Consider the following 21287-nt stretch of genomic DNA (forward strand, 5'->3'; position numbering starts at 1 on the left):
CCGGACGCCGGACAGTCAAGCCAAGACCTCATGTCCCGAGCGAAGCGTTTCACAGGAAATAACCCGGTTGTCCTAAGAGTTCGATAGAACGATGGTTCACCTTTTAACGATGAACCGCGCTATCTCCGGTTTGGCTCAATGCCGAACCTCAGTCGTCGCCGCCACCGCCACCGCCACCCTCGCCGCCGCCGTCATGCCCGCCGCTGTCCCCGCCCCCGTCATGGCTGCCGCTGTCGCCGCCACTTTCGCCGCCGCCCTGGTTATGATCGCCCTGATCATCGCCTGCGTCGTCACCCTGGTCGCCTTGGTGCGAGCCGGCGTCGACGCCATCATCGTCCCCCTGTTCATTTTCAGCGGTGGCCTGATCATCTTCCTGGCTGCCTGTGGCACTCTGCTCTTGATCGTCCTGCACCGGTGCGGTCACCTGATCGTCCTGCACGGGCGCCGCGCCGTGATCGGAGCCTGCGAGCGACGGTTGCGCCGCCAGAATGCCAAGCAGCGAGACCGAAGCCGTCAGCAGCAAGGGAAAAGCCTTCATAATATCTCCTTCCGGCCCGCGAGCCTCCATTGTCCATGGCTGATCATCCGCCCGGCCGCATTACGGCGCGCTTAAACAGGTGATTCGAATTTTAGCCATCGCTTATTTACATCTGCCGCCTGGCAGGCAAAGTCAATCTGCCCGTCGCCCGCGCCACGATCGCCTCCAGCGGTTCGGGCCGGTGCAGGAAATAACCCTGGCCATAGGCGACGCCCATGCCCATGAGTATCTCCAGCGCGTTTTTCTCCTCGACTTTTTCGGCCACCACGGCGGCGCCCATCGATCGGGCGATGCCGGCGATCGCCGAAACGATCTCGCGGTCGAAGCGGCTTTCGGCGATGTGCTCGACGAAGGAACCGTCGATCTTGATGGCGTCGATGGGGAAGCGCCTGAGATATTCGAACGAGCTCATGCCGGCGCCGAAATCGTCGAGGCTGACGCGACAATGGCGGAGCCTCGCCTTGCGCACGAACTCGGCCGCCGCGTCGAAATTGGTGACGGCAGCGGTCTCCGTGATCTCGAAGCCGATGGCCGACGGCGGCGCGCCGCTCTCGGCGATGGCCTCGTCGACGAAAGCCCAGAGCTGCGGGTCGGAAAGCGTCTGCGCCGACAGGTTGAAGTCGAGCGCGATGGCGCCCGCGCGCATCGCCTCGCCGTGGCGCGTCAGTGCGGTGCGGATGATCCAGCGGTCGAGCCGCGCGGCAAGGCCGAAACGTTCGGCGACGGGCATGAAATCGCCGGGCGGGATCATCGTGCCGGTGCGGGCCTCGAGCCTGGCCAGCACCTCGACATGGGGGCTGTCCTCCCACGGCAGGCCGAGCCGATGGATCTCCTGGCCGAACAGCTTCAACCGGCCATCCTCCATCGCGTCGACAAGGTCGGCGGCCAGCCGCGCGGCGTTGAGCCCGCCGGCGCCGGACGTCGTGTCGGGCGAGAATACGGCGAAACGGTCGCGGCCGCCGGCCTTGGCGGCGTAGCAGGCATCGTCGGCGCAGGCGAGCGCATCGGCCACGCTCATGTTGCGGTCGCGCACGAAGGCAATGCCGATGCTGGCGGCAAGCCTGCGCGAGGTGACCGCCGAGCCGAGATCGGCATCGCGCACCGCGGCGAGCACGCCGCGGGCGATGCGCTCGGCGCAAGCGTCATTGCAGTTCGGCACCATCAGCGCGAATTCATCGCCGCCGAGGCGCGCCGCACGCGCCGACGCGGGCAGGCTGGCGAGGATGCCCGCCGCGACGCTCTTCAGCGCCAGGTCGCCGGCGGCATGACCGGCATAGTCGTTGAGCGCCTTGAAGTAGTCGAGGTCGACGTAAAACACCGCCAGCGGCAGGCGCTCGACCATGGCGATGTTCTCAGCGAGCAGCCGGTCGAAGGCGGAACGGTTGAGCAGACCGGTCAGGGCGTCGTGGCGCGCGGCAAAGGCAAGTCCCTCGGCGCGCATCTTCTCCTCGGTGATGTCGCGCACGGTGCCCAAGATCTGCCCGGCCGAGCCGACGCCGGCAACGAAACGCACCAGCGACTCGACATGGCGGATCTGGCCGTCACGCAGGACGATGCGGTATTGCGAGGCAACGACGCTGTTCGAGCCGGGCTCGATCTGGTGGGCTCGCTCGGTGGCGTCCTTGTCGTCGGGATGAAGATAGGTGTGCCACAGATCTGCCATCACCTCATCCGTGTCGGCAACCAGGCCGAATTCGCGGGTGCGCGCGTCCCAGTAGCTTTTCCTGGTGCCGATATCGTGATGCCAGATGCCGGTGCCGCTGGCGGCAAGCGCCAGACGGAAGCGGACATTGACCTGCTCGAGCGCCGCCTCGGCCTCTTTCTGGCGGGTGATGTCGGTCTGCACGCCCATCAGCCGAAGCGGCTTGCCGTCGGCGTCGCGCTCGACAATGCCGCCACGGTCGAGAACCCAGACCCAGTGGCCATGCTTGTGGCGCAAGCGAAGCTCGGTCTCGATCGAATCGACGAGGCCCGCAATATGCCGGTCGCCGCTTTCCTGCGCGCGCTGACGGTCGTCGGGATGCGTAAGCTTCAGCCAGAGATCGGACGTGTTGGCGAGCTCGTCCGGCTCATAGCCCAGCATCTTCGACCAGGTCGGCGAATAGTAGCAATCGCCAGTCGACAGATTCCAGTCCCAAAGGCCCAGATAAGCGCGATCAAGCGCCTGCGCCCAGAACTTGCCGTTGCGTTTGTTGTCGTCCGCCATACTTTGTTCGTGCCACCCGGTTCTGGCAGTGTTGCATGAAAGCAGAGAAGAAAGAGTTACCGGGGGTGGGCCAGCTGATTTCCCCGCTTGTGGGGGTTGAGGGGCGGTCCGCGCAGCGGATTGGCTTTCCGAGCGACGAAAGCCGGCAGACCTCTCAGGCAGTCTGCAGGAAGACCTCTTCGGGCGCCATCCCGACCAGCTCGGCAAAGCGGCCATGGTCGGTCGCTCCCTCCGAGTTGATGACGAGCACGCGCGAACGCTTGTCGAGGCCGAGCGCAGCGCGCATGCGCCTGTCGCCCGCGGCGCGGACCAGCCCGGCGAGGCCTGCCCCGCCGCTCTCGCCGGAGATAATGGCCGGGTCGTTGCCGAGCGGCCACGCCAGCCGCTTCATCACCGCGACCGCATCCTCTTCGTCCACCGTCATGAAGGCATCGCCGACGCGCGCCAGCACGCGCCAGGCTACGAGGGACGGCTCGGCGCATTCGAGCATCGTCATCACTGTCGGCTCCTGATTGGCGATCGTTGCCGGACGGCCGGCCTCAGCCGAAGCGTAGACGCAGGCCGAGCGCTCCGGCTCCACCACCACGGCCTTCGGCCGCCTGGAGCCGAGCATGACCGCCATATGGCCGGCGATCGCGGCCGCGAAGCCGCCGACGCCGGCCTGCAGGAAGACATGCGTTGGCGGCTCGGGCAGACGCCGCAGCGTCTCGCGCACGATCACCGTATAGCCCTGCATGACCAGGCCGGGGACGCGCTCATAGCCGAGCCAGGAGGTGTTGGAGACGATCTTCCAGCCGCGCTCGGCGCCGACGCGAGCGACCTCGCGCACCGCTTGGTCATAGCCGCCCTCGACCTCGACGATCTCGGCGCCGAAGCGGGCGATGGCCGCGACCCGCTCGCGGCTTACGCCGGCATGGACGAAGATCACCGAACGCGCGCCGACAAGGCTGGCGCCCTGCGCGACCGAGCGGCCATGGTTGCCGTCGGTGGCGCAGACGAAGATCATGCCGGAGGCGATCTGGCGCACCCGGGCGTCGTTTATCTCGCCGATATCGACGTCTCGCCCGAGCCACTTGCCGGCCTCCTCCAGCACCAGACGCATCACGGCATAGGCACCGCCCAGCGCCTTGAAGGAGCCAAGGCCAAGACGCTGGCCCTCGTCCTTGACATGAAGCGCGGCGATGCCGAGCTCGCCGGCCAATGCCGGCAAGGCGTGCAGCGGTGTTTCGGCATCGCTTTGGCGCGCCTTGAGGTAACGCTCGGCCCGCTCGCCTCCCGCCATGCCGAGCGACTCGGCATCGGCGGCAACCAACGGCTGGTTGTGTTCTGGGCGTTGGTTGAGAAGCAGCATGCTAGTCTTCCTGCGAGGCACTGAATTCTGTCGGCCGGCGCGATTCGGGCGCGACTCTGGACGCTTTCATTGGCTAAGTGATTGAAGTTTGTTTCGATTGGATGTCGCCGGATGTTCGTTTCGGAGGGCTCGCCACCGCCAACTTGACTATTTTTGGGGTTATTTGGCCTAGCGGCGCGACGATGTCGCGCGTGGAGGTAATCGTATCCGGCAGCGCTGTCGTCGCCGGTCGCGGTCGGAGATGGAGCCCCTGACAGCAGCGACGCTGGGAGCCTGGCGTAACGGTCACGGAAGTGTCGCAGGCAGCTGGCGTGCATTCGAGCAACTGTTTCGCTGGCGCAAAGAGCCCCTTGCGTCGGCTTCTTGGCAGCGCGGTGTGGCAGATGTCTAAGCAGTGCGTTCTGACATCGCCGGAATGTTAGAGCGGCGGCCTCATGGCAGAGGCTCGCCGCTCGTCAACTTTCTTCGTGGTCGGCTTACTGCACCGTCACAGACGGAATGGCACCCGATTTCATGACCGTCGGCGGTGTCCACTTGCCCGTCAGAGCATCCGGCTTGGGCGCGTAGAGACGCATTGTCAGAGTGAATGGCCCCTCAGGAGCAGGCAACCAGTTCGCTTCTTTGTCGGTGCCAGGGCTGCCATTCTGGAAATAGAGATCAAGCGATCCGTCCGCGTTATATCGGAATGGCATCCAGCTGCTGACGGCAAACCGGTTCAAGGCGTTGGCGACCTGGAAGCCCTGATTGTCATAGAGCGTGATCGACCAGAAGGCAGCGGCCGGCGGCAGTCCACCTTTTTCGAAATGGACGGTGTAGGCGTTCTTGCCATCCAGCGGCTGACCGGCTTCGTCGCCGAGGTTGAGCGGATAGATGGCATCCTCGGGCAAATTGGCGCCGAGACCCTCTCGCGCGATAATGGCGCGCTTCAGGTAGTAATTGCCGTAAACCCCCATCGTGTCGGTGTTCATCGACCAGCCATTTGCAACGCGCGCAAGCGTGTTGATCTTCCAAGCCATCAGCGCTTGGGCATCCTGCGGTGCGGTCTGGAGGCCCTTCTGGATTGCCGCATCCGCTGTCGACAGATCGAAGCTCTTGCCCGGCTCGAACCCTATGCGCTTCAGCCGAGCCAGGATCGGCTGGTCGGTCAGGTGCGACGGGTGCAGCTTCAGCAACTCGGCGGCGTATGCAAAATACTTGTCGGCGGGCGTGGTGTCGACCTGGGTCTTGGGCGGCGTCTTCATGTCGATCGACGGATCGATCTTGACCTCGGCCGGTTTGGTGTCCTTGCCCCACTCCGATAGCAATGTGATTTTGTAGCCATTCTGGACCTTGTGAACGGCATCGTAGTCCGATGGTCCATCGGTCTTGGTTCGACCGATGATCCAGACATATGGCGTTGGAGCATCGATCCTTTGGGTTCCCGCGGGCAGCTTGAATTCATCGAACTTATCGCGAAGATCGGACCGCCAGCCCGGGGGCGCAATCAGGAAATTCCCCGCCGCCGTTCCCGTCGTGCGCCAGCCTGGGGAGGCAAAGACATCGGACCACATATCGAGCATCGGCAGCAGATAAAAGCGGCCCTGCGTATCTGGAGCCGACACCACCACCGGCTCCTTCGTCACGTCGAGCCAGGCGCTCGAGTACAGGGTGTCAAAGTTCGGACGAACAACCACCTTCATGTCTGCTGGTGGAAATGCGGAAATGTTGGCGAAGCGGTTCGGAGGGCCGCCGATTGAGCCCGGGCTGCCCTCGAGGTTGGTCAGCTGCTTCCGAGTGATGTCCATTGTGATCAGCGGATAGAAATAGAGGTACGCATCCACGCCGATAGCGTGGGCCTCTTCCTCAGAAATAGCGTCGCCAGCGTTGGCTGCGCTCAGGGGAACCGCCGCAATGGCGGCTGAAATGAGAAAGCTGCGAAGAATATTGGTAGAATTCACGACAGTCTCCTATGAACTTACCCAGGCGTCCTTGTACCTCCCCGATCCGAGGGACTAACCCGTCGCTCAGAAGGTCGCGCCCATATATTCACATACGCTAATGTGCTGCGGGCCGGATTGATCTGCGTCAAGGGCGCGGATCGACCTCTCAATGACAGTCGATCCGCTCGCTTGGCTCGCCGCAGGCTGATCGCAACCCTCACCGGACGGTTACAACGCTTCCGGGCTTTTGTGGCGACGGACAGGGTGAAGGGGAGGCTGGAGGTTGCCGGCGGGGTAAGGGTGCAGCCGAAAGCCGATAGTTCACCACGGCAACCGCTTGCCATCGCGAAAGAAGCCGCCGGTCGGGCCGTCGTCGGGCAAGGTCGCGGCCCAGACGATGCCGGCAGCGCCTTGCGCCACCGGGCGTCCGCCCGGTCCGCCCATGTCGGTCGCGACCCAGCCTGGGCAGATCGAATTGACGAGCACGCCCGCCCCGCGCAACTCGGCCGAGAGGATGCGGGTCAGGGCGTTGAGCGTCGCCTTGCTGGTCGAATAGGCCGGCGCGCCGGAACCCATCGAGGCGAGCGAGCCGCCTTCCGACGAAACGTTGACCAGCCGGCCATGGCCGGAAACGCTGAGCAGCGGCGCAAAGGCGGCGGCGACGCGCCAGGCGCCGAAGACATTGGTCTCGAAGGCCTCGCGGATCACTGTCCAGTCGGGCTTCAGCGCCCGCGCCGACGGGTCGTAATGGATCGCGGCGTTGTTCACCAAAACGTCGAGCTGGCCGAAGCGGCGCTGGACCTCCGCCACGGCGTGGGCGGCGGCATCATGGGCGGCGACATCGAGCGCGATGGCTTCGATCTTGCCGCCGATCTTCCTGGCTGCCGCCTCGCCCTTGGCGACGTCACGCACGCCGATCAGCACGGTGAAGGCGAGTTCCGCGAGCTGGCGGGCCGTTTCCAGGCCGATGCCGCGATTGCCGCCGGTGACCAGGGCCACCTTGTCGGAATTCTTGGTGTTGGTCATTGCTGCTGTTCCTTCAATTTCCTCTTACCGACAGCCAAGATGGCATCGATCACGCCGACCGATTAGAGCGCCGAATTGGCACTCATTGCGCAATGCTGCTCATGAATGGGCGCGGTCTTTGTTTCTGGGCAATTCCGGACGGAAACCCGCTAAGCACTTTTCCTGGAATTTTGCTCTAGGGCCGAACGGTACCAACTCGGGTGGAGGACTTTACCGGCCGGACCGACAGCAGATTGGCGGGCGTTTGGCATGACCTGGCGGTACGCTCAATCGAAACCGATCCAGATGTAGCCATCCTCCTCGCGGCACGGAAAGAGGTGCAGCGGAGCCCGGTTCTTTGAAATATCGCCGAGAATCTCCATGCCGGCCGAAGTTCCGTCCTCATTGAGCGCCTCGCACCACCTTACGATTTCGCCTGTATCCAGATCGAATCCGCTGTGATGCCAGCGACACACCAGCGTGCCGTCCTCGCCGAAAGTGCTCGTCCGTCCTGCGTGGCCGTTGGCCCTCGAGCCAGTCTCGAAGAATGGCAACTTCAAATGCGGGCAGGCATTGTTAAAGGCATAGACGCGCCCGCCCCTGCGCAAAATCACGGCATAGAGCGCCTGGAACTCGATGACTTTGTGGTCGCCATCCTTCAGTTCGCTCGTGGCAACCGTCCGATGCCAGGTCTTGCCGCCCAGCTGCATAGTCTCCCGCGCGCCTTTTTCGTTCAGCCGGCGCTCGGCTTCAACCTTCAGCTTCTTTATCTCGTAGAGCGTAATTCGGTCGGAGGTACCGCGCAAACGCACTCGAATGAAATCGGATATTTCAACCTCACCCTCGACCTGTTCATAGAGCGTCTCGGTTATCAGGAGGCGGGTTCCGGCCTCCTTGTTGGCCGCTTCGACGCGGCTCGCCACATTGACCGCATCGCCGATAGCCGTCAGGCGCTCGTTGCCGGGTGATCCGACCGAGCCGATCACCGCTTCGCCCAGATGCAAGCCGACGCGAATATCGAAGTCGATGCCATACATCGAGGCAAAAAAGGGCTTCAGCCGATCGACCGTGGCAAGCGTCTGCAGGGCCGCATTGACGGCGCGCACCGGTGCATCGTCCTGGCCCTGCACGCCGAATATCGCCATAAGCCCGTCGCCGACGAACTTGTCGATGTAGCCGTCGTTGAGCTCGATGACTTCGGCAACCTGAGTGAAATACCGATTGAGCAGATACATGACATCGTAGGGCGTCAAAGTTTCGGAGAAATGGGTGAACCCGGCGACGTCGCTGAAGAAAATGACGACCGACTTCAGCTCGCCCGCACTGGTGGACCTGTGCGGCAGCAACTGACTGGTCATTCGCAGGTCGGTCTCGTCGAGTACGAGCCTGCGGAAGGTGATGTCGGCGTCAGGCCTGAGCTGGCATGCCAGGCGTACGTTGTTGCCAAGCCCCAAGCGTTCCACGAGCGCGCGCTCCGGCGCGGTGCGCTCCGGGCAGCGGTCCGCGCCGTCGAGGATCCAAATCCGGCAGGTCGAGCACTTGGCCTTGCCGCCACAAGCGCAGGCGATCGGGACATCTGCCCGGCGAGCTGCTTCAAGGACAGATTCCCCGAGCGCCGATTTGATCGATATGTCGTCGGGCAATGACAGCAACGTAGGCATCGGAACTGATCTTCCAGTACGAAGTGGCGCCAGACGCTGGTGTTAACAACAGGTCTGTCAGCCGGACACCGTTTTGGCCTCGTTCCGGCGACATTAGCCCAGCAGCGGCTCGGACGCCATCGTCGAGTCCGATAGTCCGCCTGGGTGGGTCGAAAGGCGCGTTTCGCGTCGGGTTTTGACCAGCAGGCAGCCCCCGTTCCACGGGCGGGGAAATGCCGGACACAATCCAGAAACAAGATTCAATAATCCGGAAAAACTCGCGAAAAAACCCGCTGTCATAAACGGCACCGCAGCAGCCGAACGATTGTGGCGCGCGACAAGAGATATCGATCGAAACCCAAGGAGTTGCCGATTATGAAAAAGACCCTTCTTTCCGCACTCGGCCTTGCCGTCGCGCTCGCTTTCGCGGTGCCGGCGCTGGGCACCACCGAAGCCAACGCCGCCGCGACGACCACCGCCACCACGACGACCACGACCACTGCTCCGGCCGCCACCACCGAAGCTGCGAAGCCGGCAGTGACCGCCGCCAAGCCGGCCAGCAATGGCCCGCACAAGAAGCATCACCGCAAGCATTACCGTCACCACGCCCGTAAGCATCATCACGTGAAGAAGCACGCGAAGCATCATGCCAAGAAGCATCACGTGAAGAAGCACCATGTGCGCAAGCACCATGCGAAGAAGCATGTTGCGAAGAAGGCCGCGTAAGGCCAGAGGCGTTTCGAACTTCATGACCGGATGATCCCGGACCGCTTGCAAAGGGTTCAGGATCGTCGCTTCCCGAAAACGCCGCCCTCCCTTCCGGGCGGCGTTTTTGGTTGCCTTAGTGAGGCATGATCTTCTCCGAAAACCGGCAACCACTTTTCGGGATCATGCCTTACTTCTTCTGCGGATGGATGGTGTCGCCGCGCTTCAGCATGGCCACCAGATGGGCGATCTTCTTCTTGCGCCCCGCCTCCGTCTTCATGTTGTGGGTGCGGAAGGCGAGCGCGAAACGGTTCTGCGCCGAGAGCTTCTCCAGCATCGCTTTCGCCTTCGGCTCGGCATCGATCGCGGCCTGCAGGTCGGGCGGAAGGACCATCTCCTTCGAGCCGGCATAGGCACGGTCCCAGCGGCCGTCGGCCTTGGCAGCCTCGACCTCGCGCAGGCCGTGCTCGGTCATGCGGCCCGCCTCGACCAGGCGCGCGACATTGTCGATGTTGATCTTGCTCCAGATGCTCTTTTTACCGCGCGGCGTGTAGCGCTGCAGGAAGCTCTTGTCGTCGAGCGACTTGCGCACCGCGTCGATCCAGCCGAAGCAGAGCACGACGTCGATCGCCTCCTTCGGCGTGATCGAGGCGAGCCCCGAGCCGACCTTGTGGATCTTGATCCAGACCTCGCTTTCGGAGGCGTGATTGTCGGCCAGCCAGGCGTAAAAACTGTCGGCATCGGGGAATTCCCGGACCTTGTCGGGATCGACCTTGATCGGGGCCATCGTTATTCTCCTTGCGCGGCGCCGGAGCTGCTGATCTCCCCCTCGTGGGGGAGATTGGCTGTACCATCATCGGGCCTTCCGATAACACTATCGGTTTCTTCCGTTTCCGCTTCGAGCGCCGGATTGCCACATGACCGTCCATGCAAAGGAAAGGCATGGACATGGAAAAGATCCTGATCGTCGGCGGCAGTTCGGGCATGGGGCTGGCGCTCGCCAGGCGTTGTCTCGAGGAAGGCGCGCACGTCATCATCGCCGGGCGCAGCGAAGCGAAGCTGGATGCTGCGCGGGATGGGCTCGGCCGGCCGGGAGCGCTAGAAACGGCGGTGATCGACGTCAGCCGCGAGGATGAAGTCGCGGCGCTGTTCGAGCGCATCGGGCGGCTCGATCATATCGTCAGCACCGCGGCCGCGATCGAGGGCGCCTACCGGCTGTTGCCCGAGATCGAACTCTCGGCTGCGCAGCGAGTGGTGGAGAGCAAGTTCTATGGGCCGCTGCTGCTTGCCAAGCACGGCGCGCCGAAACTGCCGCCGACCGGCTCGCTCACCTTCGTCTCCGGCATCGCGGCCTACCGACCGGCGGCGCGCGGCTCGGTGGTCGCCGCCGTCAATGCAGCGCTGGAGGGGCTGGTGCGGGCCTTGGCGGTCGAGCTGGCGCCGATCCGCGTCAACGCCGTGTCGCCCGGTTGGGTCGACACGCCGATCTGGGAGTTCGTCGCCGGCGATAGGAAGGCTGAGACCTTGGCTGCCATGGCGGAGCGCCTGCCCGTGGGGCGGGTCGGAAAGCCCGAGGACATTGCCGACGCGATCCGCTTCCTGAACGGCAACGGCTTTACGACGGGAGAGACGCTGCATGTCGAGGGCGGGCACCGGCTGGTGTGATCTCCGTGAAGCCCTCCCCCATCGCTGTAAGCAGCGCCTTCAGCGCCGGCGGCTGGACGCGGCGGCGGCGCCAGGTCATCACAACATCGACCGATCGAGCCGGACCGGGCCAGGCAAGCTCGGCCACCTCTGCGTGCTCGATCGCGGCGGCGAGCGCCAGCCGCGGCACGAGGGCAAAGCCGGCGCCGGCCGCCACCAGCCCGGCAATCGCGTCGATGCTGCCGGCTTCGGCGGCCAGCCTTGGCTTGCCGAGCCCCGCTTCGCCGAAGGCGTTGTCGACCATGGCGCGGTAGACGCAGCCGGTCTCGGTGGCGACGAAGTCCTTCTCGGCCAGCGCCGCCAGATCGACATCCGCCCGGTTGTCGCCAGGCGGGGCGATCAACGCCAATGGCTCGTGTGCCACCACGCGCCTGGCAAGGCGCTGGTCCGGCGCTTCGGTATCAAGCTCGGCGGGCCGCTCGAAGCAGAAGGCGACATCGATCTCGCCATCGCTGAGCCTGCGCAGCAAGTCGCCGCTGCCGGCGATCCGGAGCTTGATGTCGATGCCGGCGTGATCCGCGCGGAAACCGGCGAGCCATGGAGCCAGCCTTGCCGAGGCGATCGTCTCCAGCGCGCCGATCGACAGGCTGCCTGCCATGTCGGCTTTGGTGGCATCGACGGCGCCGCGGGCATCATCGGCAAGCGCCAGCAGGTCCTCGGCATAGGGTTTCAGGGCCTCGCCCGCCGGCGTCAGGGTGAGCCCTTGCCGCGAGCGGGTGAACAGGCTGCCGCCAAGCTCGGTTTCCAGCGCTTGGATCTGGTCGCTGACGCTCGACTGGGCGAGATTAACCTCCTGCGCCGCGCGCGTGAGGTTGCCCGTCCGCGCGACCGCCAGAAAGGTCTTCAGCAGCCTTGGATGCATCCGGCGCTACTGCAACTGCGGCTTCTTCAGGAAGGAATTGCGATCGGCGGATTTGACGCGCAGCCAGGTCTCGCGGCCGTCGCGTACGACGCGCAGCGGGATTTCCGAGCCGGCCGGGTTCTGCCAGAGTTTTCTGTAGAAATCGGCCAGACCGTCCACCTCGCCGTCGCGCACGTCGGAGATGATGTCGCCCTGGCGCAGGCCCGCCTTGGCTGCCGGGCCGCCTTCGGCGACGCTCATCACCACCACCATGCCGTTCGACTCGGCCGAGAAGGCGCCGAGCCACGGACGCGGCGCTTTCGCCGCCTGGCCGCGCTTGATGAGATCGTCCAGGATCGGCGTCAGAAGATCGATGGGCACCACCATGTTGATGTCGGCCACCTCGCCGGCGCGGCTCATCTGCAGCCGCAGCGAGCCGATGCCGAGCAGCTTGCCGTCGCGGTCGAACAGCGCCGCCCCGCCCCAGGACGGATGCGCGGGGGCGATGAAGATCGCCTCGTCGATCAGGTATTCCCAATAGCCGGCGAATTCCTGCTTGGTGACGATGTGGGCGTCGACCTGCTGGCCGATGCCGTCGGCAAGCGTCACCGCGTCGCCGATATTGGCCTTCCTGGCATCGCCGAACTGGACAGCCGGAAGGTTGAGCGGCGACAGCGCCTGCACGAGGCCAAAGCCCGTCTCCTGGTCGTAGGCCAGCGCATGCGCGGCGACCACGCGGCCGTCCTGGTCGGTCAGCCACACTTCCTCGGCCTCGGTGATGAGGTAGCCTATCGTAAGCACAAGGCCATTGTCGCGGATCACCACGCCGCTGCCCTCGCGGCGCGTGCCCAGCGCATTGGCGGTGAAAGCGTCGTCCGGAACCGTGGCGCGCACGGCAACGACGGAGCGCGAAATTTTCTCGACGGTCATCGATCCATCCTGCGTTGCGGGTTTTGTTCTATAAGTATGGCCGAAGGAGCGCGGCGCAAGGTCTTCCCTTCTCCCCTTGTGGGAGAAGGTGGATCGGCGCGCAGCGCCGAGACGGATGAGGGGTGTTCCAGCGGACTGAGACGCCGGCTTTCCCTGGAGCACCCCTCATCCGTCGCCTTCGGCGACACCTACAAGGGGAGAAGGGAAAGATGCTGGCACAAGCGCTAGTTCAACGAAGGTTGAACTTTTTTCTTTGACGCGCGCGCAACCGCACCTAAGTCTATCGGCATCGTGGCAGATTTCCCGCCCTTCAAGAAACGCTCCGCCCTGCGCGAAACACAAGGCCTCCGACATGGACCAATACATCCCGCCGAAAGTCTGGACCTGGAACAAGCCCAATGGCGGCCAGTTCGCTTCGATCAACCGGCCGATCGCCGGCCCGACGCATGAGAAGGAACTGCCGGTCGGCAAGCACCCGTTGCAGCTCTACTCGCTGGCCACGCCCAACGGCCAGAAAGTGACGATCATGCTCGAGGAGCTTCTGGCGCTGGGCCACACCGGCGCGGAATACGATGCCTGGCTGATCAAGATCGGCGACGGCGACCAGTTCGGCAGCGGCTTCGTCCAGGTCAATCCAAATTCGAAGATCCCCGCGCTCATGGACCACAGCGAGCCGAAACCGGTGCGTGTGTTCGAGTCCGGCTCGATCCTCACCTATCTCGCGGAAAAATTCGGCGAATTCCTGCCCACCGAGCGCGCGGCGCGCGCGGAAACCTTCTCCTGGCTGTTCTGGCAGATGGGTTCCGCGCCCTATCTCGGCGGCGGCTTCGGCCATTTCTATGCCTATGCGCCGCAAAAGATCGAATATGCCATCGACCGCTTCGCCATGGAGACCAAGCGGCAGATGGACGTGCTCGACCGCCGGCTGGCGGAGAGCGAATATCTGGCAGGCCCCGACTACACGATCGCCGACATGGCGGTGTGGCCATGGTATGGCGGGCTCGCCAAGGGCCGCAGCTATAACGATGCCGCGCAGTTCCTGTCGGTGCATGAATACAAGAACGTGCAGCGCTGGGCCGACGCGATCGACGCGCGGCCGGCCGTGACGCGCGGCCGCATGGTCAACCGCATGTCCGGCGATCCGGCCTTCCAGCTGCGCGAGCGCCACGACGCCAGCGACTTCGAGACGAAGACGCAGGATAAGCTCGAAGCGGCGGAGTGAGGATAATCTCCCCCTTGAGGGGGAGATGCCCGGCAGGGCAGAGGGGTCATGGCGCGTAGAGCGCCGACGCCCTCGAAGCACAGAAAAGTCGGCGCCTCACGCGCGGTGACCCCCTCTGTCGCCTTTGGCGACATCTCCCCCTCAAGGGGGGAGATCAGCTACCTTCCATAAGTATACGTCACCGTCGCCTCGCCCAGCGCGGAACTCTTCGCCGCCACCGAGACCATATCAGGCAAGGGATTGTCCGGTATGCGCAGCGTCTTGTCGCCAAGCGCGTAGAGCGTGAAGACATAGTGATGCTGTCCGCTGCCGGGCGGCGGGCACGGGCCAAAATAGCCGGCGCGGCCTACGCCGCCCTTGCCCAGCACCGAGCCCTTGGGCATGCGCTTGCCGCCCTCGGCGCCGGCGCCCTCGCCCAGGCCCTTGGCGCCGGCCGGGATGTTCCAGGCCAGCCAGTGCCAGAAACCCTTGCCGCCATTGGCGTCGGTGTCGAACATGGTCAGCGCGTAGCTCTTGGTGCCGGCCGGCGGATCCTTCCAGGCGAGCGCGATCGAGACGCTCTTGCCGCCGCAGCCGGCCTTGTCGCCGAGATATTTCGCATTCCATTTGCCGTCGGAGACCGACGAGCTGGAGATTTCAAACGCCTGCGCTTGGCCGGCTAAGGCGACAAGGGCAAGCGTGGTCAAGCCGAAACGCAAGGTCATCTGATCCTCCCTGAACACTATAGAGCGTTTCACCGTTTCACGGAAAAGGCGAACCGCTCTATCCCTTTGTTTTGACGCAATTCCGGACGGAAAGCCGCTCACACTTTTCCTGGAATTGCTCCAGCGTAGCGGAAAAGCGGCCCGAAAAAGGGCAAGCCGGCGCGCTGACCGCCGGGACAACGAAAAAAGCCCCGCCGGTGGAGGCCGTCGGGGCTCTTTCGTACGGACCATGGAGGTGGGACCCCAGGGCCGGATCGATCCAGGGGGTGTTGGATCGGCCGCGACCCTAGCCGAGGAATGGGCCGCGCGGACAATCACGCCTGCGCACTACCAATCACGCCTGCGCGAGGCGGCGGTGATGGAAGGCCTAACCCCGCAGCAGCTTCGCCAGCCGCGGCACGCCTTCGTTCACCGCGCGGTCGTCGGCAAGGGTGAACGACATGCGAAGCGTGTTGCGGCCGGTGCCGTCGGCGTAGAAGGCATTGCCGGGCACGAAGGCGACGCGCGCCTCCTTGACCGAACGCGCCAGAAGCTCGGTGGCGTCGGCGCCTTCCGGCAGGGTCAGCCAGACGAACATGCCGCCTTCCGGGCGGCTCCAGGCAATGCCGTCGGGCATGTTGGCCTCGAGCGCGCCGAGCAGCGCGTCGCGCCGCTTGCGGTAAGCGCCGATCAGCTTTTCCACCTGGGCGTCGAAGATGGTGTCGGCGACGCGGTGCATGACCATCTGGTTGATCGAGGAGCTGTGCAGGTCGGAGGCCTGCTTCATCAGCACCAGCTTCTCCACGACATGGCGTGGCGCGCAGACCCAGCCCACGCGCATGCCGGGCGACAGGATCTTCGAGAAGGACCCGCAATAAAGCGTGCGGGCATGATCGATGCCGCCGGAGCGGGCGCAGTCGAGCGCCAGGATCGGCGGCACGCCCACGCCGTCATAGCGCAGCGCGCGATAGGCGGCGTCCTCGATGACAGCGATGTCGAGCTCGCCGGCGAGGTCGAGCACCGTCTCGCGCTGCTTGACGTCCAGCGTGTTGCCGGTCGGGTTGGCGAAATCCGGCACCAGATAGGCGAACTTCACCTTGCCGCCATTCACGGCCGCGGCGGCGCGGTAGGCCTCGGGCGTCATGTTGCCGCCGGCGATGTTCAGCCGGTCATAGCGCGGCTCGTAGGCGTTGAAGGCCTGCAGCGCGCCGAGATAAGTCGGCCAGGTGACCAGGGCCGTGTCGCCCGGCGACAGGAACAGCTTGCCGAGATAGTCGAGCGCCTGCTGCGAGCCGGAGGTGATGAAGATGTTGCCCTCGTCGCATTGAACGCCAAGCTTGCCCATATGGACGGCTAGCCATTTGCGCAGCGGCAGATAGCCCTCGCTGACCTGGTATTGCAGCGCGGTCCCTGCCTCCTTGCCACCCAGCACCGCCTGGTAGGCGTCGCCGATGGCCTGCGCGGGAAACAGCGACGGATCCGGTATGCCGCCGGCGAAGGAGATGATGTCGGGCTGGTCGAGCAGCTTCAGCAGCTCGCGGATTTCCGAGGCTTTCATGCGCGACGAGCGCGAGGCCAGAAGGTTCAACAGGGTCAAGGCGCACCTCCCGAAGTGCTTATTTAGGTCAGCTTGGTTGACCTATTATCAGGCCACATCGCCCACGTGAATACACAAAACGGTCATGGCGCATCGTCGAGGCGACATTTGGCCCACGGATTTTCCGCAAATGCTAATGGAAAATTCGGTCATCGGCTTCTGGCCGATGGCAGATTGCCGTTATATTAGAAAAGGCGCATATTACGCCGAGCCGGAGCCTTGCTGCGGTTGAGCCGCCGCCGGCCGTGTTGCTCAGGCGGTCCACAGACCAGTCAAATGTAAGGAGAAACAGGCACGTCCGTGCTGCCCTCATCATTGGGTGGCCGAGGCAGTGATATTTGGAGGAGGATCCCATGAAGGTTACCATACTGGCGACTTACGAACCCCATGCCGCCAAGGGGCTGATGCAAGGATCAAACCGGGAAGTTGCAATCGCGGCGCTGTTTGAAAGCGTGGGCGGCAGGATGAGCAGCCTGATGTTCACGCGCGGCCTCTATGACGTCATCGTCAATGGCGAGGTGCCGGACCAGATCGCCGGAATGGGGATGACGCTTGCCGTGCGTGCGAGCGGCTCGGTGAGCGATCTCGTCGTTCTGGAAGAGCTCGACATGAAGGCGGTGATCGCGGCCGCCAACAAGGCCGCCGGCGCCTACAAGCCGGCCGGCTGATGTCGCATCGAAGGGAGGACGCCATGACCGCCTATAACGTAGTCCGCTTTCGGACCAAGCCGGGCAAGGAGAAGGCCTTCGTCGAAGCACACGAAAAGGTCTCGCTGAACGCCAAGGGCTTTCGCAAGGGCGCCCTGATCAAGACCGGCGAGCGCACCTTCTGCATGGTCGGCGAATGGAACGACATGGACAGCCTCGCCGCGGCGCGCCCGATGATGATCGGCGTTCTCGACACGTTCCGCGACATGCTCGAAGATCTGGGCGGCGATCTCGGCGTGACGGATCCGGTGTCCGGCTCGGTCGTTGCGGAGATATAGGCTGAAGGGCCTGTCCTGGCGCCGGCCGGACCGCCTTGTGCGGCCAGCCGGCGCCGTCGACAACAAGCGCCGCGAGAAGCCGGCCGCGCGGGTGTGGCGTCTTTACGTGCGCCTCAGAACGGCAACCGAATCTCGTCGTCCTGCGCGGCCTGCGGCCAGCCGATATCCTTGCGGATCTCCGGAGGCAGCTCGTTCAGCTCGCGCATCGTGCGGCGGCGCTTGCTAGCCTGCGCGAAGGCGGCGCGGATCCGGTTGAGACTTTTGAACATGGACAGCTCCCATAAATCGGCGGCGCAAAACCGGCGCCTCCTCTTCACCCGGCGCCGCTTTTGCAATGCGTCTGTAACCAGCCGATTGCGCGCGAACGGTGAAATGCCTCACGAAGCCGGAGCAGCCTGAAACATATGTGTGCAAACTGATTTAAGGAGGTTGGCATGCAGCGACCACATGACTGCCGCACCACGCCTCCAGCGATGTCCCCTGCTTAGCTTGTTTATTTAAAGCGTTGATACAGCCTGCCATTCGGTGCGGAGCAGACCATATGTTTCCGGAGCTTATGGATGCCGACCGGCCCGCAAGAGCCATGTCCGGAGGGGGGCTCGCCGTTGAACAAGATAGGAACTCATTCCTGTGGCACAAATTCGCAACGTGCGCAGCATACCCTCGGTGCGCAAGACGACCGCCAGCCCTATCGGCCGGCAAAGGCGACACTTGCAATGTAGGAATGGCTTGCGTGCACAACCGAAAAATGGATAGTTCGCGCCATGGCAACAACAGATATACTGCGAGAGGCAGACCTGTTTGGAGTTGGCTCCTACACGATACAGGAGGCCGCTCGCCTCATTCGCACGCCAGCGATTAACATTTCGCGCTGGATGAAGGGCTATAGTTACCGCCGAAAAGGGCAATTACACACAAGCTCGCCGCTTTGGGAAACTCAGTGGCCCGCTGACAACGACGGGCAGATAGAGATAGGATTCCGCGATCTCATTGAGCTAAGGTTTGTAAAAGCCTTCACAGAGGCGGGCGTTGGCCTCCTTGCGATTCGAAATTGCCTTGCATTCGCACGTCAACTTGTGAACGACGACCGTCCTTTTTCAACCCGCAGATTCCGAACGGACGGGAAAACCATCTTCTTGGAAAGTGCCAAGCTAGCCGGCGGTGAGGAAATGCTCGACCTCAAGCGTCGCCAGTACGTTTTTGGCCAAGTCATAGAGCGTACTTTCAAAGATATGGACATTGAACACGACGCAGTCGCCAGGTGGCGCCCTTTCAACGGCAAGGACTCTATCGTTGTCGATCCGACACGTGCATTTGGCCAGCCGATCGTAGCAACGTCAGGAGTTCCCACAATTGTTCTTGCGCAAGCTGTCGAAGCTGAAGGAAGTCAGGAAAGGGTCGCTCGGCTTTTTGAGGTGTCGCTAGCCGATGTTAAGGACGCGGTGCGCTTCGAAAACGCTCTTGGGACAACGTGAAGGTTCTGATTGACGAGAACCTCCCTCCTGCGCTGGCAAAAGCGCTCCACGCACTTTTCAACGGAGACCACGAGGTAGTTCATCTACGTGCTAGGTTCGGGCCAGGCGTGAAGGATGGCGACTGGATCCAACAGCTTAGCACTGAGGGGAGATGGATTGTGATATCAGGCGACCGGCGGATTACGCGCAATCGCGCCGAGTATTTAGCCTTTCGGAACTCCCGACTTGTTGGCTTCTTTCTGTCTAAAGGCTTGTACAAAGCGCCGCTTGTGAAGCAAATGGAACGAATTCTTGCACTATGGAATGCAATCGAAACGCAATCTGGAATTGTTGCCGGTGGAGCCATGTTCATGCTGCCTATGAAAAGCACCCGGCTCGAACAACTTAAGTAGCTCAGACCCTGCTGGGCTTACGCCGCCACTTTCCCGCCCCGCGCCACTTCCCTGCCCGCGCGATAGACCGTGCGGTCCTTCGGCACCGCCACCACCGCTTCCGGGACACGCTCGGCCCGAAGAACGACGAAATCCGCCCTGGCGCCGACGGCTATGCCGTAGCCCTCCAGCCCCAGAGCAGTCGCGCCGGCATGGCTCACCACGTCAAAGCAACTGTTTCGCCATTGCCTTCTCCCGTTGTGGAAGAAAGCCAAGTACAACGCCTGTTATATACCGCTTTCGCGGAAGTTTCAGCGCGCGGCAAATGTGTCATGGTGAGGTCTGCGGTATGAGGCCGCCGTGGTCGACGCGGACGCCCAAGCACATCCCCAACAATGCGCCCCCAACGGACGCGTCGACCATGAACAGAATGCGACGGCGACCTTGCCCTGGGTCGCCGTTTTACTTTTGCGCTTCGGCATATTCGGCGACCAGCCCCTCATATTCCTCGAAGGCAGGCAGCGCTTCATAGCTGTGCACGGCCGGTGTCGCCGCCCAGGGCAGTTTCTCGGCCGTCCAGGTCTCGATGAAGGGCGCGAACCAGGCATGGTCGTCAAGCATGGTCGGGCGCAGATTGACGAACCAGTCGATCCCTTCGGGCCGCGTGAACATCCAGGTCATGCAGTAGCCGCAGAAATAGTGTTTCGAGGCGCCATGCAGGCCGCCGATCACCGGCTCGCCCTTCGTCACCTCGAAACCGTCCGACGGGATCACCGCGCTCAGCGAATAGGCGCTGGACGACATGCGCTGGCAGCCGGTGCAGTGGCAGGCCATGGTGAGCAGCGGTTTTGCCGAGATCTTCAGGCGCACGCGGCCGCAGCGGCAGCCTCCTTCGGCGGGAAGAGCGAGGGTGGGCAAGCTTGGCTCCCTGGGTTGGGGTTTCCCTTCTCCGGCTCTGGGAGAAGGTTCGTTGAAGGTGTGGACGCTCCAGGGAAAGCCGGCGTCTCACTTCGCTGGAACACCCCTCATCCGTCTCGGCGCTATCGCGCCGATCCACCTTCTCCCACAGGGGGAGAAGGAGAAGGAGCGCTCAGCCTTCCGTCAACTCCGCCGTCGTCGTCATGCGCGCGCCCTGGCCGGCAAAGGCCTCATTGTGGCGGGCGATGATGTCGGGCGCCTTCTCCTCGAGCGAATCCAGCGTCGAATGCGCGTCGGAGACCACGGTGACGCCCAAGCCTTCGGCCAATGCGCCCTTGACGGTTGCGGCGACGCAGAAATCGGTCTGGGCGCCGATGAGCACGACGTCCTTCGCGCCCTGCCCCGCCACCCATTCGGCGAGCTCGGGGTTGGAGAACGCGTTGCCGACGCTCTTGCCGAAGGTCGGCTCGTCGGCCGCCTGGCCGAGCAGCGGCCAGACCGGCCAGCCGGAGGCGCCCGGCGCGAGCGGATCGCCTTCCGGCCCGTCATGGCGGATGAACGCCACCTTGCGGCCGGAGCGCCGCGCCCAGTCGATCAGCGCGCGCGAGCGCCCGGCGATGGCGTCGGCGTCATGGATCGGCGGGTCGAAACGACCGTCGAACATGCCGGTCTGCAGGTCGATGACGATGAGCGGCGCGGCGGCGGAGGGAGCGGTGTCTGGCATGGCGGCGAAGATAACGTAGGCGGGGGCTGGGTCAAGGACGAGGCAGGAGCCAGCAAGCAGCAACTTGCGCCAACCGGTATACAATTTTCAGTTGCATTGATAGATTGGCGCAACTAAAGTGACCAAAAGATCGGGGGATGACAATGGATGAACAATACACCGTGTTCCTGATCGGAGGGGGCACGGGAGGTGACGAGCAGGCGGTGTTCACGCCGCAGAATGTGGGGACTCGGTGCAGGCTCACTTGCAGCTATCGCGACAAAGTCATCGTTGCCGAGGAAGATGATTATTTCGAAGCCCTATGCCAAATCCGCAAGCAGCTCGAAGTGGATGGAATACTGCCCTTTTGTTATGGCGTGAGCGCGAATGTTTTCCCTGAAGGCACCGTGACAGGGATGAGTCGTGGATTGGTGGTGTGCAAAGTGAAAACGGGGGAGCCTCCCAAGGAGAGCGACTTGGTCAATATATTTGAC

21 protein-coding genes and 1 pseudogene are annotated in these 21287 nt (G+C 63.5%); 7 read left to right on the top strand and 15 right to left on the bottom strand.

The annotated features are described in order from the left end of the window. Positions 1-148 precede the first annotated feature (148 nt). The 6 genes from EJ069_RS11805 to EJ069_RS11830 form a co-directional block, all read right to left on the bottom strand. Positions 149-538: a hypothetical protein gene (locus tag EJ069_RS11805; RefSeq protein ID WP_126061427.1), complete on the bottom strand. Its 390-nt coding sequence runs from the start codon at positions 536-538 to the stop codon at positions 149-151. A gap of 106 nt (positions 539-644) precedes the next feature. Next, positions 645-2744: an EAL domain-containing protein gene (locus tag EJ069_RS11810; RefSeq protein ID WP_126061428.1), complete on the bottom strand. Its 2100-nt coding sequence runs from the start codon at positions 2742-2744 to the stop codon at positions 645-647. Between the two features lie 154 nt (positions 2745-2898). Further along, positions 2899-4095: a diaminopropionate ammonia-lyase gene (locus EJ069_RS11815; RefSeq protein WP_126061429.1), complete on the bottom strand. Its 1197-nt coding sequence runs from the start codon at positions 4093-4095 to the stop codon at positions 2899-2901. Positions 4096-4571: 476 nt separating this feature from the next. Next, the gene (locus EJ069_RS11820; protein WP_126061430.1) at positions 4572-6032 is read right to left on the bottom strand and encodes a DUF1254 domain-containing protein; all 1461 of its coding nucleotides are present in this window, start codon (positions 6030-6032) and stop codon (positions 4572-4574) included. 303 nt (positions 6033-6335) lie between these two features. Continuing rightward, positions 6336-7040, bottom strand: coding sequence for an SDR family NAD(P)-dependent oxidoreductase (locus EJ069_RS11825; protein WP_126061431.1), 705 nt, complete (start codon positions 7038-7040; stop codon positions 6336-6338). A gap of 266 nt (positions 7041-7306) precedes the next feature. After that, the gene (locus EJ069_RS11830) at positions 7307-8680 is read right to left on the bottom strand and encodes an adenylate/guanylate cyclase domain-containing protein (protein ID WP_126061432.1); all 1374 of its coding nucleotides are present in this window, start codon (positions 8678-8680) and stop codon (positions 7307-7309) included. 354 nt (positions 8681-9034) lie between these two features. Between EJ069_RS11830 and EJ069_RS11835 the strand changes: the two genes are divergently transcribed. After that, on the top strand, positions 9035-9385 hold the full coding sequence (locus tag EJ069_RS11835; protein ID WP_126061433.1) for a hypothetical protein: 351 nt from the start codon (positions 9035-9037) through the stop codon (positions 9383-9385). Positions 9386-9554: 169 nt separating this feature from the next. On the opposite strand, the gene EJ069_RS11840 is transcribed toward EJ069_RS11835, so the two are convergent. Beyond that, on the bottom strand, positions 9555-10151 hold the full coding sequence (locus EJ069_RS11840; RefSeq protein ID WP_126061434.1) for a YdeI/OmpD-associated family protein: 597 nt from the start codon (positions 10149-10151) through the stop codon (positions 9555-9557). Between the two features lie 140 nt (positions 10152-10291). Here EJ069_RS11840 and EJ069_RS11845 point away from each other — a divergent pair, with 140 nt between their 5' ends. Beyond that, complete coding sequence (locus EJ069_RS11845; protein WP_126061435.1) at positions 10292-11029, top strand: SDR family oxidoreductase; 738 nt, start codon at positions 10292-10294, stop codon at positions 11027-11029. Here EJ069_RS11845 and EJ069_RS11850 read toward each other — a convergent pair. Both EJ069_RS11850 and EJ069_RS11855 read right to left on the bottom strand, forming a co-directional pair. Then, complete coding sequence (locus EJ069_RS11850; RefSeq protein ID WP_126061436.1) at positions 10980-11930, bottom strand: LysR family transcriptional regulator; 951 nt, start codon at positions 11928-11930, stop codon at positions 10980-10982. The genes EJ069_RS11845 and EJ069_RS11850 overlap by 50 nt on opposite strands. Before the next feature lie 6 nt (positions 11931-11936). Then, positions 11937-12839, bottom strand: a complete 903-nt coding sequence (locus EJ069_RS11855; RefSeq protein ID WP_126061437.1) for a S1C family serine protease — start codon at positions 12837-12839, stop codon at positions 11937-11939. A 352-nt stretch (positions 12840-13191) separates the two neighbouring features. On the opposite strand from EJ069_RS11855, the gene yghU reads away from it, so the two are divergent. Further along, entirely contained in the window at positions 13192-14061 is an 870-nt protein-coding gene (gene yghU, locus EJ069_RS11865; RefSeq protein ID WP_042642843.1) for a glutathione-dependent disulfide-bond oxidoreductase, read from the top strand. Between the two features lie 158 nt (positions 14062-14219). On the opposite strand, the gene EJ069_RS11870 is transcribed toward yghU, so the two are convergent. Together EJ069_RS11870 and EJ069_RS11875 are read right to left on the bottom strand one after the other, a co-directional pair. Then, the gene (locus EJ069_RS11870) at positions 14220-14765 is read right to left on the bottom strand and encodes a YbhB/YbcL family Raf kinase inhibitor-like protein (protein ID WP_189476304.1); all 546 of its coding nucleotides are present in this window, start codon (positions 14763-14765) and stop codon (positions 14220-14222) included. Between the two features lie 367 nt (positions 14766-15132). Next, positions 15133-16302, bottom strand: a complete 1170-nt coding sequence (locus EJ069_RS11875) for a PLP-dependent aminotransferase family protein (RefSeq protein WP_189476468.1) — start codon at positions 16300-16302, stop codon at positions 15133-15135. A 392-nt stretch (positions 16303-16694) separates the two neighbouring features. Between EJ069_RS11875 and EJ069_RS11880 the strand changes: the two genes are divergently transcribed. Together EJ069_RS11880 and EJ069_RS11885 are read left to right on the top strand one after the other, a co-directional pair. Then, positions 16695-17009: a GYD domain-containing protein gene (locus tag EJ069_RS11880; protein ID WP_126061440.1), complete on the top strand. Its 315-nt coding sequence runs from the start codon at positions 16695-16697 to the stop codon at positions 17007-17009. Between the two features lie 23 nt (positions 17010-17032). Continuing rightward, positions 17033-17326, top strand: coding sequence for an antibiotic biosynthesis monooxygenase (locus tag EJ069_RS11885; RefSeq protein ID WP_126061441.1), 294 nt, complete (start codon positions 17033-17035; stop codon positions 17324-17326). Positions 17327-17439: 113 nt separating this feature from the next. On the opposite strand, the gene EJ069_RS11890 is transcribed toward EJ069_RS11885, so the two are convergent. Beyond that, entirely contained in the window at positions 17440-17595 is a 156-nt protein-coding gene (locus tag EJ069_RS11890) for a DUF1127 domain-containing protein (protein ID WP_082056316.1), read from the bottom strand. Positions 17596-18090: 495 nt separating this feature from the next. On the opposite strand from EJ069_RS11890, the gene EJ069_RS11895 reads away from it, so the two are divergent. Together EJ069_RS11895 and EJ069_RS11900 are read left to right on the top strand one after the other, a co-directional pair. Beyond that, on the top strand, positions 18091-18801 hold the full coding sequence (locus EJ069_RS11895) for a DUF433 domain-containing protein (protein ID WP_126061442.1): 711 nt from the start codon (positions 18091-18093) through the stop codon (positions 18799-18801). Beyond that, positions 18798-19193 (top strand): DUF5615 family PIN-like protein, encoded by a 396-nt coding sequence (locus EJ069_RS11900; protein WP_126061443.1) that lies wholly within the window; start codon positions 18798-18800, stop codon positions 19191-19193. Before EJ069_RS11895 ends, EJ069_RS11900 begins: the two co-directional genes overlap by 4 nt. 17 nt (positions 19194-19210) lie before the next feature. Here the strand turns inward: EJ069_RS11900 and EJ069_RS11905 are convergent. The 3 genes and pseudogenes from EJ069_RS11905 to EJ069_RS11915 form a co-directional block, all read right to left on the bottom strand. Beyond that, positions 19211-19408 (bottom strand): annotated as a pseudogene (locus EJ069_RS11905) (amidohydrolase family protein); the annotation flags it as partial. 226 nt (positions 19409-19634) lie between these two features. Next, on the bottom strand, positions 19635-20090 hold the full coding sequence (locus tag EJ069_RS11910) for a GFA family protein (RefSeq protein WP_126061444.1): 456 nt from the start codon (positions 20088-20090) through the stop codon (positions 19635-19637). Between the two features lie 172 nt (positions 20091-20262). After that, entirely contained in the window at positions 20263-20814 is a 552-nt protein-coding gene (locus tag EJ069_RS11915) for an isochorismatase family protein (protein ID WP_126061445.1), read from the bottom strand. Positions 20815-21287: the final 473 nt, after the last annotated feature.

The sequence above is a fragment of the Mesorhizobium sp. M2A.F.Ca.ET.043.05.1.1 genome, assembly GCF_003952445.1.
Classification (GTDB): Bacteria; Pseudomonadota; Alphaproteobacteria; order Rhizobiales; family Rhizobiaceae; genus Mesorhizobium.

Coding starts and splice junctions, on each gene's coding strand:
- EJ069_RS11835 (WP_126061433.1), top strand. CDS start 9,035: ATGAAAAAGACCCTTCTTTCCGCACTCGGCCTTGCCGTCGCGCTCGCT.
- EJ069_RS11840 (WP_126061434.1), bottom strand. CDS start 10,151: ATGGCCCCGATCAAGGTCGATCCCGACAAGGTCCGGGAATTCCCCGAT.
- EJ069_RS11895 (WP_126061442.1), top strand. CDS start 18,091: ATGGCAACAACAGATATACTGCGAGAGGCAGACCTGTTTGGAGTTGGC.
- EJ069_RS11815 (WP_126061429.1), bottom strand. CDS start 4,095: ATGCTGCTTCTCAACCAACGCCCAGAACACAACCAGCCGTTGGTTGCC.
- EJ069_RS11830 (WP_126061432.1), bottom strand. CDS start 8,680: ATGCCTACGTTGCTGTCATTGCCCGACGACATATCGATCAAATCGGCG.
- EJ069_RS11880 (WP_126061440.1), top strand. CDS start 16,695: ATGAAGGTTACCATACTGGCGACTTACGAACCCCATGCCGCCAAGGGG.
- EJ069_RS11870 (WP_189476304.1), bottom strand. CDS start 14,765: ATGACCTTGCGTTTCGGCTTGACCACGCTTGCCCTTGTCGCCTTAGCC.
- EJ069_RS11855 (WP_126061437.1), bottom strand. CDS start 12,839: ATGACCGTCGAGAAAATTTCGCGCTCCGTCGTTGCCGTGCGCGCCACG.
- EJ069_RS11875 (WP_189476468.1), bottom strand. CDS start 16,302: ATGAAAGCCTCGGAAATCCGCGAGCTGCTGAAGCTGCTCGACCAGCCC.
- EJ069_RS11850 (WP_126061436.1), bottom strand. CDS start 11,930: ATGCATCCAAGGCTGCTGAAGACCTTTCTGGCGGTCGCGCGGACGGGC.
- EJ069_RS11890 (WP_082056316.1), bottom strand. CDS start 17,595: ATGTTCAAAAGTCTCAACCGGATCCGCGCCGCCTTCGCGCAGGCTAGC.
- EJ069_RS11825 (WP_126061431.1), bottom strand. CDS start 7,040: ATGACCAACACCAAGAATTCCGACAAGGTGGCCCTGGTCACCGGCGGC.
- EJ069_RS11810 (WP_126061428.1), bottom strand. CDS start 2,744: ATGGCGGACGACAACAAACGCAACGGCAAGTTCTGGGCGCAGGCGCTT.
- yghU (WP_042642843.1), top strand. CDS start 13,192: ATGGACCAATACATCCCGCCGAAAGTCTGGACCTGGAACAAGCCCAAT.
- EJ069_RS11805 (WP_126061427.1), bottom strand. CDS start 538: ATGAAGGCTTTTCCCTTGCTGCTGACGGCTTCGGTCTCGCTGCTTGGC.
- EJ069_RS11885 (WP_126061441.1), top strand. CDS start 17,033: ATGACCGCCTATAACGTAGTCCGCTTTCGGACCAAGCCGGGCAAGGAG.
- EJ069_RS11845 (WP_126061435.1), top strand. CDS start 10,292: ATGCAAAGGAAAGGCATGGACATGGAAAAGATCCTGATCGTCGGCGGC.
- EJ069_RS11915 (WP_126061445.1), bottom strand. CDS start 20,814: ATGCCAGACACCGCTCCCTCCGCCGCCGCGCCGCTCATCGTCATCGAC.